Source organism: Jutongia hominis (assembly GCF_014384965.1).
Lineage (GTDB): Bacteria > Bacillota > Clostridia > Lachnospirales > Lachnospiraceae > Butyribacter > Butyribacter hominis.
In genome coordinates this window covers 42,358-59,510 of the sequence record NZ_JACRSW010000014.1, presented here as the reverse complement: position 1 = coordinate 59,510, position 17,153 = coordinate 42,358, and the positions used below count along the sequence as shown (strand labels likewise).

General features: G+C 37.0%; 14 protein-coding genes. 13 read left to right on the top strand and 1 reads right to left on the bottom strand.

The genetic code is table 11. The features are described from left to right. Nucleotides 1-211 precede the first annotated feature (211 nt). The 8 genes from H8700_RS04010 (at nt 212) to H8700_RS03975 (ending at nt 9,580) form a co-directional block, all read left to right on the top strand. Nucleotides 212-1,555: an MATE family efflux transporter gene (locus tag H8700_RS04010; RefSeq protein ID WP_249303320.1), complete on the top strand. Its 1,344-nt coding sequence runs from the start codon at nt 212-214 to the stop codon at nt 1,553-1,555. A 152-nt stretch (nt 1,556-1,707) separates the two neighbouring features. After that, nucleotides 1,708-1,947: a hypothetical protein gene (locus tag H8700_RS04005; protein ID WP_249303313.1), complete on the top strand. Its 240-nt coding sequence runs from the start codon at nt 1,708-1,710 to the stop codon at nt 1,945-1,947. Next, on the top strand, nt 1,944-2,288 hold the full coding sequence (locus H8700_RS04000; RefSeq protein ID WP_249303307.1) for a nicotinamide mononucleotide transporter: 345 nt from the start codon (nt 1,944-1,946) through the stop codon (nt 2,286-2,288). The genes H8700_RS04005 and H8700_RS04000 overlap by 4 nt, the downstream gene beginning before the upstream one ends. Nucleotides 2,289-2,342: 54 nt before the next feature. After that, nucleotides 2,343-2,990: a DUF4230 domain-containing protein gene (locus H8700_RS03995; protein ID WP_249303306.1), complete on the top strand. Its 648-nt coding sequence runs from the start codon at nt 2,343-2,345 to the stop codon at nt 2,988-2,990. A 233-nt stretch (nt 2,991-3,223) separates the two neighbouring features. Further along, nucleotides 3,224-3,922: an ABC transporter ATP-binding protein gene (locus H8700_RS03990; protein WP_249303303.1), complete on the top strand. Its 699-nt coding sequence runs from the start codon at nt 3,224-3,226 to the stop codon at nt 3,920-3,922. Nucleotides 3,923-3,931: 9 nt separating this feature from the next. Further along, a complete protein-coding gene (locus H8700_RS03985; RefSeq protein WP_249303301.1) occupies nt 3,932-6,190 on the top strand; it encodes an FtsX-like permease family protein in 2,259 nt (752 codons plus the stop codon). A gap of 384 nt (nt 6,191-6,574) precedes the next feature. Next, entirely contained in the window at nt 6,575-8,689 is a 2,115-nt protein-coding gene (locus tag H8700_RS03980) for a methyl-accepting chemotaxis protein (protein WP_249303299.1), read from the top strand. Nucleotides 8,690-8,809: 120 nt separating this feature from the next. Next, the gene (locus H8700_RS03975) at nt 8,810-9,580 is read left to right on the top strand and encodes an SDR family NAD(P)-dependent oxidoreductase (RefSeq protein WP_249303296.1); all 771 of its coding nucleotides are present in this window, start codon (nt 8,810-8,812) and stop codon (nt 9,578-9,580) included. A 3-nt stretch (nt 9,581-9,583) separates the two neighbouring features. Here the strand turns inward: H8700_RS03975 and H8700_RS03970 are convergent, their stop codons facing one another. Beyond that, on the bottom strand, nt 9,584-10,807 hold the full coding sequence (locus H8700_RS03970; protein ID WP_249303293.1) for an AraC family transcriptional regulator: 1,224 nt from the start codon (nt 10,805-10,807) through the stop codon (nt 9,584-9,586). Between the two features lie 127 nt (nt 10,808-10,934). Between H8700_RS03970 and H8700_RS03965 the strand changes: the two genes are divergently transcribed. The 5 genes from H8700_RS03965 (at nt 10,935) to H8700_RS03950 (ending at nt 17,074) form a co-directional block, all read left to right on the top strand. Then, nucleotides 10,935-12,983, top strand: a complete 2,049-nt coding sequence (locus H8700_RS03965; RefSeq protein WP_249303290.1) for a methyl-accepting chemotaxis protein — start codon at nt 10,935-10,937, stop codon at nt 12,981-12,983. Between the two features lie 46 nt (nt 12,984-13,029). Continuing rightward, the gene (locus H8700_RS12175; RefSeq protein WP_283242187.1) at nt 13,030-13,152 is read left to right on the top strand and encodes a hypothetical protein; all 123 of its coding nucleotides are present in this window, start codon (nt 13,030-13,032) and stop codon (nt 13,150-13,152) included. 70 nt (nt 13,153-13,222) lie between these two features. Then, entirely contained in the window at nt 13,223-14,515 is a 1,293-nt protein-coding gene (locus tag H8700_RS03960; protein WP_249303287.1) for an O-acetylhomoserine aminocarboxypropyltransferase/cysteine synthase family protein, read from the top strand. 425 nt (nt 14,516-14,940) lie between these two features. Further along, nucleotides 14,941-15,318 carry a MerR family transcriptional regulator gene (locus H8700_RS03955; protein ID WP_249303284.1) on the top strand — a complete coding sequence of 126 codons (378 nt, stop codon included), beginning with the start codon at nt 14,941-14,943 and terminating at the stop codon, nt 15,316-15,318. Nucleotide 15,319: 1 nt separating this feature from the next. Continuing rightward, entirely contained in the window at nt 15,320-17,074 is a 1,755-nt protein-coding gene (locus H8700_RS03950) for a 1-deoxy-D-xylulose-5-phosphate synthase (RefSeq protein WP_249303278.1), read from the top strand. Nucleotides 17,075-17,153: the final 79 nt, after the last annotated feature.

The following is a 17,153-nucleotide window of genomic DNA, read 5'->3' as shown; positions in this document are numbered from 1 at the left end:
ATAAGTAAAGCGATAGAAAGCAGAAAAATTATATAATCTATAAGATAGAAGTGTTATATATGATGCAATAGCAATATTTGATACTTTATATGGCAAATGCATCATGAGAATCTGTGTATTGAACAATTTTCGGAAATATAATATTATTGAAAAAGTTTTATTAGCGTATAGAGAAATTTTTAAATAGATTGATGAAAAAGGAGAAGTGACCATGGAGCGAGATCTTACAACCGGCAGTGTGTTTCGAAATGTTATTTTGTTTTCAATGCCATATTTATTGTCGTATTTTTTACAGACTTTATATGGCATGGCAGACCTGTTCATCATAGGACAGTTTGACAGTGTTGTCGGTATCACGGCAGTATCGATCGGATCGCAGGTTATGCACATGCTGACCGTGATGATTGTTGGACTTGCGATGGGAACAACTGTCAGTATAGCACAGGCAGTTGGCAGCAAGGAACACAAAAAGGTAGCAAAATGTGTGGGAAATACAGTGATTTTATTTATGGCAGTTTCCATCGCATTGATGGCACTTTTATTGTTCTTTGTACATCCGATCGTTCAGATCATGTCAACTCCGGCAGAAGCAGTAGATGAGACAGTAACGTATCTGACAATCTGTTTTATCGGTATTCCGTTTATTACGGCATATAATATTATCAGTGCCATCTTTCGTGGAATGGGCGACAGCAAAAGTCCGATGTATTTTATTGCGGTTGCCTGTGTTGCCAATATTGCGTTTGATTATTTGTTTATCGGCTTTTTCGATTTAGGAGCAGCCGGAGCTGCACTTGGCACAACGGTTTCGCAGGCGATCAGCGTCGTTATATCGCTTGTTGTGATCATAAAGAAACGCAGCATTACCTTGACAAAGACGGATTTTAAACCGGACAGTCAGATCATGAAGAAAATCGTGTCGATCGGTATTCCAATCGCTTTTCAGGATGGACTGATCCAGATTTCCTTTCTTTTGATCACGATTATTGCGAATCATCGAGGTTTAAATGATGCAGCAGCAGTGGGAATCGTAGAAAAGATCATTAGTTTCCTTTTTCTTGTACCATCGTCTATGTTGTCAACGGTATCTGCCCTGGGCGCACAAAATATCGGTGCAAAGAAACCGGAAAGAGCCAGACAGACCTTATGGTATGCGATCGCCATTGCAGCAGGTTTTGGTTTTGTGGTAGCGATTGTAATGCAATTTGTGGCAGAACCGGTTGTTTCTTTATTTACCGATACGAACAGTTCAGGCGGAGCAGAGGTGATCCGGCTGGGTGGACAGTATTTACAGGGTTATATCTGGGATTGTGCTTTTGCGGGGATTCATTTTAGCTTTAGCGGCTATTTCTGTGCGTGCCAGAAATCTATTTTGTCTTTTGTACATAACATAGTATCGATCAGTCTGGTGCGTGTACCGGGAGCCTATCTGATGTCAACACTTTTTCCGGCAACGCTGCTGCCAATGGGACTTGCTACGGCAGCCGGTTCTTTGGTATCGGTGATCATCTGCCTGGTGGCATTTGCATGGCTGAAAAAGAAGTCCGATGCCTGAAAACGTGCTGACGTTGCACTTTTCATGGAATAAAAGGAGTTGACAAGAAAGCACAATGCGTATAATCTGTGTTTGGAAAAAATACAACGATAAAACACACAAGCATGATGTTGTATGATCTGCTAAAGTGTTAAAAAAAGGGGAGAAAGCATATGAATAACAAAGGAATCGGAAGTATATTTTGTCTGATCGCAGCTATTTTTATGGCAGCACGTTATATGGCTGCGGCAATATTTATGAGTAATGTATCAAGCTGGGATGCAGGACTGTTTGCATCAGGATTAGAATATATCGGACCGGAATTAAAGATCGCATCGATCATTGCATTGATTGTCGGTATCGTATTTCTTGGAGCAGGCATTTATCAGGATATCAAGGAAAAAAAGAAATGAGTAATCCGTTAAAAGAACTTTCAAGAAAAGAATGGTGTCTGTGGATCGGTTCTTTATTGATCGTAACAATTTCAAATCGTGCAGGAAGGCAGCTTGATTATCTGACATTGATCGCAACAAGCTTTCTGGCAGCCTCTTTAACGATGCTACGTTCTTCTTATTATGCTATGGCATATGCAGCCAATGATCTTGTATTGATCGTACTATGGAGTTTAGCTGCGATCAAAAATCCGGTTTATATTCCGGTCATTATGAATTTTTCTATCTTCTTTATCAATGATACGTATGGATTTTTAAGCTGGAGAAAGAGAGAACGCATTCAGATCAGTCTTGCAAAGTAGTTTTTTTGAGCGTTTTGATTTTTCAAATATAGGATACAGATATGGAGGAACATTTTGAACGAGAAAAAGGAACAAACGAATCATATACGAAAAAAAGCAATAAAAGTAATAAAAAAGCTGATGAAACCGAAAGTGCTGATCGCCATTGCGATCTGTATCGGTATTGCGTCGATATCATGGGGAGTCAAAGAAGAATTTTTTAAGACTGGGCAGACCGCAAAGCTTGGGTTTGAAGATATCGGTGAGTTAGCAACGCAGTCTGCAACCTGTACTTCGGTGCGTGTAGAAGGAAAGGACAAAAAACTTTTTGGCATGACGATTCCATTTACACAGACAAAATATATTTATACATATAATTCTGTTGTAAAAGCAGGAATTGATTTTAGTAAAGTAAAAGTGACGGACCGGTCGGGAACGTCTAAGAAAATATATGTAGAGATTCCGAAAGTAAAGGTCTTATCAACCACGATCGATTATGATTCTTTTAAAGTCTATCACGAAGAAGAAAGTATTTTTTCACCTATTTCCTTAGAAGAGCATAATGCATCGATAAAAGAGTTAGAAAAGACTGCCAGAAAAGATGCAATAGCAAATGGTTTATTAGACAATGCTTATGATAATGCTAAAAAGATGTTACAGGCATTTTTAGAACAATCCTATGATTCGAAGAGGTATACGATTGTTTTTTCAAAAAAGAAGTAAAAGAATATATGGTATGAAAAGCGGTAAAGCATATAAAAGATATGTTTTATCGCTTTTGTGCGTTACCGAAAATGAATTTATTCTATGTTTTACGATATTGCAAAATATGAAATTTTTACAACAGGTACTTGAAAGCTAATCGCGGTTAGTTTATACTAACATCATTGGACGAATGAAATCATCCGATAAGCAAAAACAGAAACGATGGTCATATGGCAGAAAGGAGAATACCGATGTTTCTTGAAATGAAAAATATCAGAAAGCATTATGGCGAGGGAGAAAATAAGATCGAGGTATTAAAAGGAATTGATATCGAGATTGAAAAAGGGGAAGTCTGTGTTTTACTTGGTCCTTCCGGTTCAGGAAAATCAACGTTACTCAATATTATCGGTGGGATTGATGAAGCGGATGAAGGTTACATAGCGATCCATGGCGACAAGATAGAAGATATGTCAGAAAAGCAGCTTACACAGTATCGTAGAAAACATTTAGGATATGTATTTCAAATGTATAATCTGATACCGAATCTGAATATCAAAGAAAATGTAGAGACCGGAGCCTATTTGAGTGATCATCCGATGGATACTGATGAGATCTTAAAAGGATTAGGACTTTATGAGCATAGACATAAGCTGCCAAACCAGTTATCGGGCGGACAGCAGCAAAGAACTTCGATCGGTAGAGCGATCATTAAGAATCCCGATCTTTTGTTATGTGATGAACCGACCGGAGCATTGGATTATAATACATCCAGAGAGATTTTAAAACTGATCGAACAGATCAATCAGACATATGGAAATACCATTATCATCGTGACACATAATGATGCGATCAAAAACATGGCAGACCGCGTGATCACACTTCGCGATGGGCAGGTCCGGAAAAATTATAAAAATGAGCATAAGATTTCTGCAAATGATTTGGAATGGTAGGAGGTCGTTATGAAAAATCCATTGAGAAAAAGACTGCCACGGGAGTTAAAAGAAGATTTTGGAAAATATCTGGTTATTTTTCTGTTCATGGTTCTTCTGATCAGTCTGGTATCGGGTTTTCTGGTAGCAGATAACAGCATTATGGATGCTTATCAGAAAGGGTTCGATCAATATAATGTAGAGTATGGAAACTTATCAACGAAAAATGCGATTGCTTCAAAAGACCGTAAAGCAATCGAAAAAGAGAACAAACTTATTTTATACGAACAGAATTATTATGAATTAAAAGAAAGTAAAAAGAATGCGACGATCCGTATATATGGCATGCGAAAGAAAGTCAATACATTGTGTCTGATGTCCGGTACCTATCCAAAAAAGGACAATGAGATCGCATTGGATCGTGTTTATGCAAAAAATAACAATTATAAGAACAACGATACGATTCGGATCGCAGGAAAGAACTATACGATCACCGGTATGGTTGCATTGCCTGACTATAGTTGTCTTTTTTCGGACAATGCGGATATGATGTTTGATTCCGTAAACTTTGGCGTTGCGGTTATGACAGAAAAAGCACTTACACAATTAGATCAAAATAAGCTTACCTATAATTACGCATGGTATTATCAAAAAGAGCCAAAAGATGATGCAGCACAAAAGAAAATGTCAGATCGTTTCTTAGAAAAACTGACAAAGAAAGTGATCGTTACATCTTATGTCCCAAGATATGCCAACAAAGCAATCAACTTTACCGGAGATGATATGGGTGGCGACAAAGCAATGTTTATCCTTTTTGATTACATTGTGATCGTAATCTTAGCGTTTGTTTTTGCAATCACAACTTCTAACACGATTGCAAAGGAAGCCGGAGTGATCGGTACGCTTCGTGCATCGGGATATACGAAAGGAGAACTCTTAAGACATTATATGGTCAATCCGGTTCTTGTAACATTGATCGCTGCGGTCATCGGTAACATATTAGGGTATACGGCATTAGTGGATATGATGGCAGGTATGTATTATAACAGTTATAGTCTGCCGACCTACCATACATTATGGAATGCCGAAGCATTTATTGATACAACGGTTATTCCGGTTATTCTAATGTTTTTGATCAACTTTATGGTACTTTCTTCAAAGCTTAAGATATCACCATTGCAGTTCTTACAAAGAGAGATCACAAAGAAGCCGCGTAAGAAAGCGTTCCGGCTGAATACGAAAATACCATTTATGCATCGTTTCCGTTTGAGAGTTGTATTCCAAAATGTTTCAAACTATATCACATTATTTATTGGCATTTTCTTTGCAGCAGTTATTGTGATCTTCAGTCTGATGTTTGGACCTTTATTAGATGATTATTCTACAATGGTAGGAAAGAGCGTGATCGCCAAGTATCAATATGCCTTAAAAGCCCCGGTTACAACTAAGGTCAAAGATGCAGAGAAATATTGTGCCGAGAGTTTAAAGACACTTCCGGGAAAATATATGGAAGATGAGATCACGATTTATGGTGTCCAAAAAAACAGTAACTATATTAAAGCAGACATTCCGGCAGGTGAAGTTCTTGTTTCAAACGGATATTGGGAGAAATTCGGTGTTAAGACAGGAGATAAGATTACCTTAAAAGATCCTTACAGTAAGAAAAAATATACATTTAAGGTTGCAGGATATTATACTTATGATGCTGTTTTGGCTGTCTTTATGAATACTGATGATTTCTGTGACACGTTTGATAAGGAGAAAGATTATTACAACGGCTATTTCAGTAAGAAAAAGTTAAAAGATATTCCAAAGGAGTATGTAGCCTCTGTGATCACGGTAAAAGATCTGCGTAAGGTTTCGACACAGCTTAAGGTTTCAATGGGAAATTATATGGAACTTTTACAATATTTCGGTGTGATCATGTTTATTCTTCTGATGTATCTTTTATCGAAACAGATTATTGAAAAGAACAGCAATTCGATCGCTTTAACAAAGATCCTTGGCTATACGAACGGAGAGATCGGTGGATTATATATTATTACAACCTTTATTGTGGTTGCATTGTCGCTTCTTTTGACGATTCCGTTGGTTGATCAGATCATGAAATGGATGTTTACCGGATATCTGTATACGCAGATGACCGGATATATCCCATACATCGTTTCTGACAGTTGTTATGTAAAAATGCTTATCATGGGAATTTTTAGTTATCTTGTTGTTTGCTTGATCCAGATCATCAAGATCCAAAAGATTCCAAAGAGTGATGCCTTAAAGAACTTAGAATAAAGATGCACAAAAAGAAAACGAGAAAAGAAAACGTATAAAAAACATAGCAGGAAAAAAAGCACAAAAATTATAATACAAAAAGAAAATCATACAAAAAGAAAGGGCAAAGTATCGAAAACGTGCTTTCATGAAGAGAAAATCTATGGTAAAATAAGAAAGATTAAGGAGTTTGGTGTGAAGATTATAAAAACATATTTTTCACACAGTTATCTGCTAAAGGGGCGAAGGCAGATGATCGAGACAAAGAAGCAACATAGATAAACTTGTTACTGTTTTTTATACAATTATCTGTAAAAAGAACGAAAGCAGGTAACCGGTACAAAGAAAGCAGTACAGAGTGAAATGTGCTTTTTTACGATAAGTCGCTCGGAAATGAGGAAAAATATGCAAAAGTACAATGAAGAATTTTTTAGGGCAAAAGCAAACAGAATGGCAGGAATTGTCTGGCTGGCATTGATTGTGATCATTACGATCTTTTATGGTTCGAAAGTGCATTCCGGAAAACTGTCGGCAAACTTTTTTGCGATTTATGCTGTAGTTGGCTGGGGAACATTTCTGGTTGCCGGCATTCTTTGTAAGGTTAAAGGTCCGGCATATGACAGATATAGATGGATTGCAGGAATAGGTTATATCCTTTTGTATTCTGTTATTGCATGGGTATCGTTGGATGAGATTTCTTTTGTTTTTATCCTTCCATTGATTTCCATTCTGGTTCTGTATAAAGATCCTAAGTTTGTAAGGATCATGATGTGGCTGACAGTGTTTGTGTTAGCATCAAGTAATGTATACAAAGGCATGGTAAAGGGAATGATGGATTTTGTGTCGAGTGCAGAATGTGTATTGCAATTTGCGATCGTACTATGCAGTTATGCCTGTACAAACATGGCAATCCGTCATCTGGTAGCGTCCGATAGTGCATTAACCGGTTCAATTGAAAATAACTTAAACCGTGTCGTTCAGACTGTAGAGCAGGTTAAGGAAGCAAGTAATGCTGTCGTGGATGGTGTGACAGTCGTTCGTGAGCTTGCGGATGAGAACAAGACGGGTGCGAATGATGTTATGAAAGATATGAAGACACTTTCTACCAATAATGGTGTTTTAAATGATAAAACGGAATCTTCTATTGAAATGACGAAAGTGATTGACCATCAGGTGAAAAATGTAGCAGAACAAATGGATCAGGTTGTTACATTGATTGGAGCATCCGTGGAACACTCGAATGTCAGTGCAGAAGAGCTGACAGAAGTGGTTGAGATTACAAATAAAATGGCTGATTTATCTACAGAAGTAGAAAAGATTTTAGAGGACTTTAAGATTGGATTTGCAAATGTAAAAGAAGAAACAAGTACGATTGAAGGCATTACATCCAAAACCAATCTGCTTGCATTGAATGCTTCGATAGAAGCGGCAAGAGCCGGCGAAGCAGGAAAGGGATTTGCTGTTGTTGCAGATGAGATCCGTGATCTAAGTAGTGGTACACAGGCTTCTTCTAACAGTATTATGGATGCATTGTCTCATTTGGAAGTGACTTCTGAAAAGATGATGGATTCGATTGCAGAAACCGTCAAACTAATCCAGATCAATATTGAAAAGGTATCCAATGTCAACCAAAGTGTGACTAATATTACGCATGATGCTACACGTCTTGGAGAAAATATCAAAATCGTCGATCAGGCTGTCAAAGAAGTAGAAAATTCTAACCAGACATTAACAGAAAATATGAATCAGGTTGGAGAAGTCATGGATATCATGACAGAAAGCATCAATGGTGCTGAGGTTACGACAAAAACGATGTTAAGCAAGTATGAAGCGAGTGCAAAGAGTGCACTTGATATTGAGCAGGTTGTCGGCAAACTGATGGGTGAACTTGGTGTAGGCGGTTTCATGGGAGTACAGGATATTCGTCGTGGTATGAAGATTTCTGTTGCACAGCCAAAAGGCAGTGGCAGACAGAATACAGAATACTTAGGAGAAGTAACAGACCGTATGGACAAAGAAATTTATATTTCTTTTGAAGATGCAGATAGCAGTATTTTAGCAGATAAAAATGCAAGATTTCGCTTAAACATTGTTGTAGACAATGTATTATACTGTTGGCATGACATTGCATTGCGACGTTGTAAATCAAATGAAAAAGGTCAATATAAGATTCATATTGAGGCAAATCCACAAGTTTATAATAGAAGAAAATATCCTCGTATGCCATTAAATAACCAATGCGAAATTGTATTAGAAGGCAGTGAAAGACCATATAATGGACATATGGTTAATATCAGTGCGAATGGTTTTGCTTTCTCAACAACAGATAAAAACTTTGCAATTGCAAAAGGAAAAGATCTCCGTGTACAGGTGGAAAACTTTGATGTGATTGGAAACAAACCATTAACCGGATGTATTATACGAAGTTCTGATAATGATGGTGAGTATATTATTGGCTGTAGAATGCCGGGAGACAGTAAAGCGATTGAAGAATATGTTAATGAGAATTACTGTGAATAAAATCATTTGTAATGACAGTATAATATAGCAATGAAAACGTTTGGGATGTCAGTGGAGTATTATAAGCTTTGCCGGCATCCTGTGTTTTGTTATTATGATAGGAAAGAAAGAGTAGAAAATATGCCAAAAAATATTGCTGTCATCACTGGAGCCAGCGGTGGACTCGGACGCGAATTTGTACGTCTTTTTACAAAGGATGATTCGATTCAGGAAATCTGGGCAGTGGCCAGAAAAAAAGATAAATTAGAAAAATTGCAAAAAGAATTCGGATCAAAAATCAGGATCTTTTCTTATGATCTTTCGGACATAGAACAGATCGAAATATTTACAAAAGAATATACGAAAGGTTCTATTCATATCAGCTATCTGGTCAATAATGCCGGCTATGGAAAATTTGGTGCATATAATGATATTTCTGTATCGCAATCACTTAATATGATACAGCTTAATGTCAATAGTGTTGTTGCGATGGGGCTGTATAGCATTCCGTATATGTCTGCAGGCAGTCATATTATTAATATTGCATCACAGGCATCCTTCCAGCCATTACCGTATCTGAACATTTATGCAGCAACCAAAGCCTTTGTACGAAATTATACCAGAGCATTGCATCGGGAGTTAAAGGAATGTAGGATTAGTGCAACCGCAGTTTGTCCGGGATGGATGCATACCGATTTCATACAGGCGGGCAAGATCGGGGCAAAAAAATCCGTCAATTGCTTTTGGGGAATCGTAATGCCTCATTTTGTTGCAAAAAAAGCAGTCAAAGATGCAAAAAAAGGAAAAGATATCTCTGTCTATGGCTGGTATGTCAAAACCTGTCATGTGCTATCTAAGATCATTCCGCAAAGACTTGTCATGTATGTCTGGAAGAAACAACAGCATTTTTAAATGTTATGGTTGTTTGTGAGGATGAGAGAGGGCATGCTCAATACGAAATTTTTGAGGGGTGCAATGGTATTGTTTTTTGAAAATGGTAGTGAAGTGACTTTGTGCTGAAAAACCTAAATATGTACTTATCTCTATAAGTTTCATATTTGTATGTGTCAGCAAAAAAGCTGCTTCTTTTAATTTTTGCTGCATTATACATACTGATGCAGAGACGGGATAGTACTTCTTAAATTCCCGACTGACTGTTCGAACACTGGTATTACAATAAGTTGCCAGATCGTTTAGTGTGATTCGCGACTGGATATGATCCTGGATGTATTGCAAACATTCCATTACAATGATAGAGGAAGATGCATTATGTTGCATTAAGCATACTAAATGACAATAGTTGAGAGATACTTTCCGGCAAAGAATAAAAAGATCGCTTATTGAATGGATAGAAGATATTTTGGAAAGGTAGGAGTCTAAAAGTGGAACTGCTTTGGCATTTGACACACCTGCTTCTAATGCTGTAACACAGCAAAGTGAAACGTATATCATATAAAATTTTTGTTTCTCTTCTATAGTTGAAATACCAAAGTTTATATGAAGAAAAAAGTCAGATGTATCAAATGCTTTTTCTATTTTTGCAATATTTCCATTTTTGATATGATATAATATCTGCTTTTGGAAGGTGATGGTTTCGTTAATGCCATAGTACTCTGGCATTTGCTCTTTGACATCTCTGCATTTCATGTTTCTATCAGGGTATATCTCTTTTTGATTAGCTAAGATTTCAGAAGATCGAATGTCTTTTTTTAACACTAATTTAAGAAAAAGGGAAATATTTTCCGTAAATCGGGAAAGCGAAAATAAAGGGCACCTTTGCATAATAAGATAAAGATGCAGGAGATCATCAGTATCTTCCATAAAGTTATTATACAGGCAAAAATCATGAAAAGTCAGTGGGACGGATGAGACTGGACCTAGTATAATATTAAGTTTATTATCTAATGGAAGTAAAGCAAAATAACAAGCAACGGAGGTGATCACAACAGGAACGGATGAAGCATACATTTGTATCATTTTATCATATTGACTTAAGCTTTTACGAGAACATTCCATAGTTTCAATGACAGGGTCACGAAAGATTACATTCGCTGCTGAGTCAAATATGCAAAATGGAATACCGGTTGCTTGGTGAAAGAGCATTAAAACAGAGTGATAGGATGTAATTGTTGTTTGCATTTAAAATCTCCTTTAACTATTATTTATTTGAACGATTTGTCTATATTGTATAATAAATGTCTTAAAAATGAAATACATATTGACTCATTTTTGCTATAATAAGAAAAATATATTGGAGGAGATATGTATGATAAAAAATATGAAGATGAAAACAGCACTTACAATTGTGATTTCTTTTTTTTCGATCCTTTGCCTTTCGTTTTTATATGTGACAACACAGTCAGGAATGACACGTCTTATGAAAACATCTGCAAAAGAAAAAATGAAAACATCATTGAATTCACAGGCTGCATTAGTGGATGAGTATGTGGCACATCAGGAGGATTTACTAAAAAAGTACAGTATTAGTCCGGAAGTTGTAGATTATTTAAAGGACTTGAATAATGTGTCTAAAAAAGAAAAAGCACAGGCATTTACAGAAAAGTATTATGCCGGTTTAGACAACTGGGAAGGATTATATGTGGCAGAGTGGAATACACATATAATAGCACATTCGAACAAAAAAGTGATAGGTATGTACACTCGAAAAGGAGATTCATTAAAACAATTGCAAAATGCAATGACAAAAGAAAATGGCTTGTATGATGCAGGAATTATCATTTCTCCGGCTTCCGGAAAGCTGATTCTTTCTATGTATTGTCCTGTATTTGATTCGGATGGTACAACAATCCTTGGTTATGTTGGTGGTGGACCATTTATGAAAAAGCTGGAAAACATGTTAGACAAGACAAAGGCTAAGAATGAATGTGCCAAATATTCTATGATCAATGTTACCTCTAAAATGTATATTTTTGATAAGAATAAATCATTGATAACGAAGGAAGTCAAAGACAAAGGGATTGCAGACATTATTACGCATATAAGCCAGAATAAAAATAAATCTGCAGATGTCTTAACATACAAAGACAGTAAAAACATAAATTACGTTTTGTCATATAAATATAATGCAGAACATGACTGGGCAGTTGTTGCAAAAGCAAATGAGAAAGAGCTGTATGCAGATGTGTATAAAACAATGAATGAATTAGCAGTTATCTGTGTAATTTCGTTCTTATTGATCGCATTTTTGTCATGGTTCTTTATCCATGGATATACGAAGCCTCTTGATTATGTAACAAAGGATCTGTTAGCATTAAAAAACTTAAAAATTTCAAAAGATCCACGTTTACAGAAGTATATCAATACGAATAGTGAAGTAGGACAGATTGCAACAGCATTAGATTCCTTAAATGATTCCTTTGAGTATATTGTTACAAAATTAGAAAAATGTTCTGATTCTTTAAATTCTTCTGCTGAAAATATGACAGATTCTTCAGAAGTCTTAATGCAATGTGTAGGTGAAAATGCCACGACTACAGAACAATTTGCAAAGCATACAGACACGATCAATCAGACGGTAGAGCAGGTAGATGAAGGAATTGGAGAGATATCAGCTGTTGTATCGGATGTGGAAAGTAAGATTCGCATTGGTAATGAGAAGAGTTCAGAGTTGATGAAAAAAGTGCTTGATATGCGTGATATTGCAAGTTCTTCTCTTGACAATGCAAATACAAAGATTGAAGAAAATCATCAGGCTATTCAGGAAGCAATTGTGAATTTACAATCCTTAACACAGATTGATGAAATGGCAAAACAGATCCTGTCGATCACAAGCCAGACGAATCTGTTATCTTTGAATGCGTCGATTGAAGCTGCCAGAGCCGGTGAAGCCGGAAGAGGCTTTAGTATTGTAGCGGATGAGATAGGAAATCTTGCTAATATTTCAAGAGATACAGCGACAGCGATCCAGGAAATCTGTGAAGATACGAAGCAAAATATTACTATGGTAGAAGGCTGTTTTGATAATATTATTGCCTTTATGGAAAATGATATCAAGACACAGTTCCAGGATTTTGTCACAGCTACGAATGAATACAATGATTCGATTGCACAGATCCAGGAAATCATTCATGAAATGAGCGAATGCTCTGATGCGTTTGTTAAGGCAGTTACTGATATTCAAAGTCAGATTGATCAGGTACAAAAGAATCCGGAAGAATTCAAGAACAGTACAGAGCATGTGTTAGAAAAGGTTGAGCAGACAAGAAAGATGACACAGAATTTGACACAGATCGTGCAGGATAACGAAGAAAATGCGATATCAATCCGTGAAATTATCAATCGTTTTTCAAAATAATTTTTTCAAAATAATTTTTTCAAAATGTTGAATTAAAGAGGTATACATGATAATGTATGTATTTATTATGTATATCTCTTTATGTTTTTTTGATGGTTTTAGTGAAAATACATTGGCTTTATTTGATGTTTATCTGGAATTATCGTGTTTTAAAGGATTTTTGACATAAATTTTGGAAAGTGATACAATTAAAATAATTGTATTTTTTTGATATATATATGTATAAAAAGGAGGAAGCTATGAAAGATTATACAATAGGCACAAAATGCGTTCAGGCAGGATATACACCGGGAAATGGAGAACCAAGACAGATCCCGATCGTGCAATCAACGACTTTTAAGTACAATACGAGTGAAGATATGGGAAGACTTTTTGATCTGGAAGCAGAAGGCTATTTTTATACCCGTTTGCAAAACCCGACAAACGATCATGTAGCAGCAAAGATTGCATCCATGGAAGGTGGAAGCGCAGCAATGCTGACATCATCCGGTCAGGCAGCGAATTTCTTTGCAATGTTTAACATTTGCGAATGTGGTGATCATATTGTTGCTTCTTCTTCGATTTATGGCGGAACATTTAATCTGATATCTGTTACGATGAAGAAAATGGGAATTACGGCAACGTTTGTGTCACCGGATGCGACAGAAGAGGAATTAAACGCGGCATTTCAGCCAAATACAAAGTTGGTTTTTGGTGAAACGATCGCTAATCCGGCGCTAACCGTGCTTGATATCGAGCTTTTTGCCAAGGCGGCCCATGCACATGGTGTACCATTGATCGTGGATAATACATTTCCAACACCGGTAAATTGCCGTCCATTTGAATGGGGAGCAGATATTGTAACGCATTCTACAACAAAATACATGGATGGTCATGGAGCGGCTGTTGGTGGAGCGATTGTAGACAGCGGACGTTTTGACTGGATGGCACATGCGGATAAATATCCGGGACTTTGTACACCGGATGAAAGTTATCATGGGATTACATATGCAAAGAAGTTTGGAAAAGAAGGGGCATTTATTACAAAATGTACCGCACAGATCATGCGTGATCTTGGATCAATCCAGTCACCACAGCATGCATTTATTCTGAACCTCGGTCTGGAATCTCTTCATGTGCGTATGCCAAAGCATGTAGAGAACGGACAGGCTGTTGCAGAGTTTTTAGAAAAGCATCCTAAAGTTGCTTATGTCAATTATCCGGGACTTCCATCAAGTCCATATTATGAAAGAGCAAAGAAATATCTTCCAAATGGTGGATGCGGTGTTGTATCATTTGGATTAAAGGGTGGACGCAAAGCAGCTTCGGCATTTATGCAAAACTTAAAGCTTGGTGCGATCGAAACTCATGTAGCGGATGCAAGAACATGCTGTTTAAATCCTGCAACTTCAACACACAGACAGCTGAATGATGAACAATTAAAAGAAGCAGGCGTTCCTGCAGAATTGATCCGGATCAGCTTAGGACTCGAAGACAAAGAAGATTTGATCGCTGACATTTCAAATGCATTAGACTGCTGCCCGGAAGCATAAAGAGGAGACTAAAAAGCTGATTGTCAGGGAAAGTTTGAAATGTAAAATGCATACTGTTTGCTATCAAAGCAGTAAAGGAAAGTACATAAATAAGAAAATATAATCACAAAATAACATATTGTTAAATCATAAAAAGAAGGAAAGGTATCTCTCATGCACAAACAGCTGGTTTGTACAGCAGAGAGTAACACATTTCCTTCTTTTTATATAATCAGAAAACCGGTCAGATTTAAAAATATATTTGTTATAAAACCGGCTTTTGACTCCCCAATTGAAATTTAGCAATTTTTTAAAAGTTTTCAAAAAAGCACTTGACTTAGAGCAAACTCCAAGTGCTACAATACAAATCGAAAGTAGTTTAAGACAAAATTTAAAAAAGCAAGGTATTGTATTATTTTTTTGAATCCAAAAAGGCGGTGAGCGATGTGACGATCAAAGAGGTAAGTGAAAAGTATCAGATTTCACAGGATACACTTCGATACTATGAACGGATCGGTGTGATCCCGAAAGTAACCCGGACAAGCGGCGGTATTCGAAATTATCAGGAAGATGATCTTGGCTGGGTAGAACTTGCAATTTGTATGAGAAGTGCCGGTCTTGCAGTCGAATCCATTATTGAGTATGTAAAACTCTTTCAACAGGGAGATGAAACCATACCTGCAAGATTACAGCTTCTTGTAGAACAAAAAGAAAGCTTAAATGAACAGAAAGAAAAATTGCAAAAAGCATTAGACAAACTGGATTATAAGATATCCCGTTATGAAATTGCAGTCAAAACAGGAAAATTATCATGGGAGGATTAAGATGTATATAGAAAAGATCAACGGACCGGAAGATGTAAAAAAATTATCGGTAGAAGAAATGACACAGTTGGCAGAAGAAATGCGTACGGCATTATTAACGCGTGCAAGCATCCATGGCGGACATTTTGGACCAAACTTTGGTATGGTGGAAGCAACGATCGCATTACATTATGTCTTTTCTTCTCCGGAAGATAAGATAGTATATGATGTATCACACCAGACGTATCCGCATAAGATGCTTACCGGAAGAAAAGATGCATATTTATATGAGGAACATTATGATGATGTATCAGGATATAGTAATCCACACGAAAGTGAGCATGATCATTTTACAATCGGTCATACTTCTACGTCGGTAAGTCTTGCCTGTGGTCTGGCAAAAGCAAGAGATTTAAAGCATGAAAAATATAACGTCATTGCCGTGATAGGAGATGGATCTTTAAGCGGTGGAGAAGCATTAGAAGGTCTTGATTATGCAGCAGAATTAAATGGCAATCTTATTATTATTGTCAATGATAATGATATGTCAATTGCCGAAAATCATGGCGGACTCTACCAAAATCTGAAACTTTTACGAGAAACCAAAGGACAGGCGGAATGCAATCTTTTTAAGGCAATGGGATTAGATTATCTCTATATAGATCAAGGAAATGATGTAGCAAGTCTGATCGAGGGCTTTAAGAAAGTAAAAGATACGAAGAAAGCAGTTGTCGTGCATATTCGTACCCAAAAAGGAAAAGGGTATCTACCGGCAGAAAAAGACAAAGAAACGTGGCATTACAGCGGACCTTTCCATATGGATACAGGGAAACCTTTAGTAGAGGAAGTGTCTGAAGATTACTCTGATGTTACAGTGAAGTATCTGCTTGACAAGATGAAAAAAGATCCAACGGTTGTTGCAATTACATCGGGTACACCAACGGTACTTGGTTTTACGGCAGATAAACGAAAAGAAGCCGGAAGCCAGTTTGTCGATGTGGGAATTGCAGAAGAAACGGCTGTTGCATTAGCTTCCGGCATTGCAGCAAATGGCGGTAAGCCGATCTGGGGTGTCTACAGCAGCTTTGTTCAAAGAACATATGACCAGATCTCACAGGATCTTTGCATCAATGGAAATGCTGCAACAATGGTTGTATATTGGGGAACAGTTTATGGCATGAATGATGTGACACATCTTGGATTATATGATATTGCAATGCTTTCAAATATTCCAAATCTCGTCTACCTTGCACCAACGACCAAAGAAGAGTATCTTGCAATGTTAGACTGGAGTATGGAACAGAACGAACATCCGGTTGCGATCCGAACACCGGGTAGCACAATGATCTCGGATGGAAAAGAAGTTACAAAAGATTTCTCTAAGATCAACACATATGAAATGACACAAAAAGGAAGCAAGGCAGCGTTGATCGGACTCGGAACATTTTATTCTCTTGCAAAAGAAGTTGCTGCGGAAATAGAAGCAAAAACCGGTACAAAAGCAACCGTGATCAATCCATATTACATCACAGGCATTGATCAGGCTATGTTAGAAGACTTAAAGAAAGATCATGATGTCGTTGTAACATTAGAAGATGGTATCTTAGATGGCGGTTTTGGCGAAAAGATCACACGTTTCTATGGAAATTCCAATGTCAAAGTCTTAAACTTTGGCTTGAAAAAGGAATTCCTTGACCGCTACAACGTAGAAGATGTCCTCAAAGCAAATCATCTGACCAAAGACCAGATTGTAGCAGACATCATATCTACCCTCTAAAAAAATATTGCTAATCACAATATAAGCAATAAATAAACAGCGATTTTGAAATACGAATGCATCCTATAAACAGAGTGTA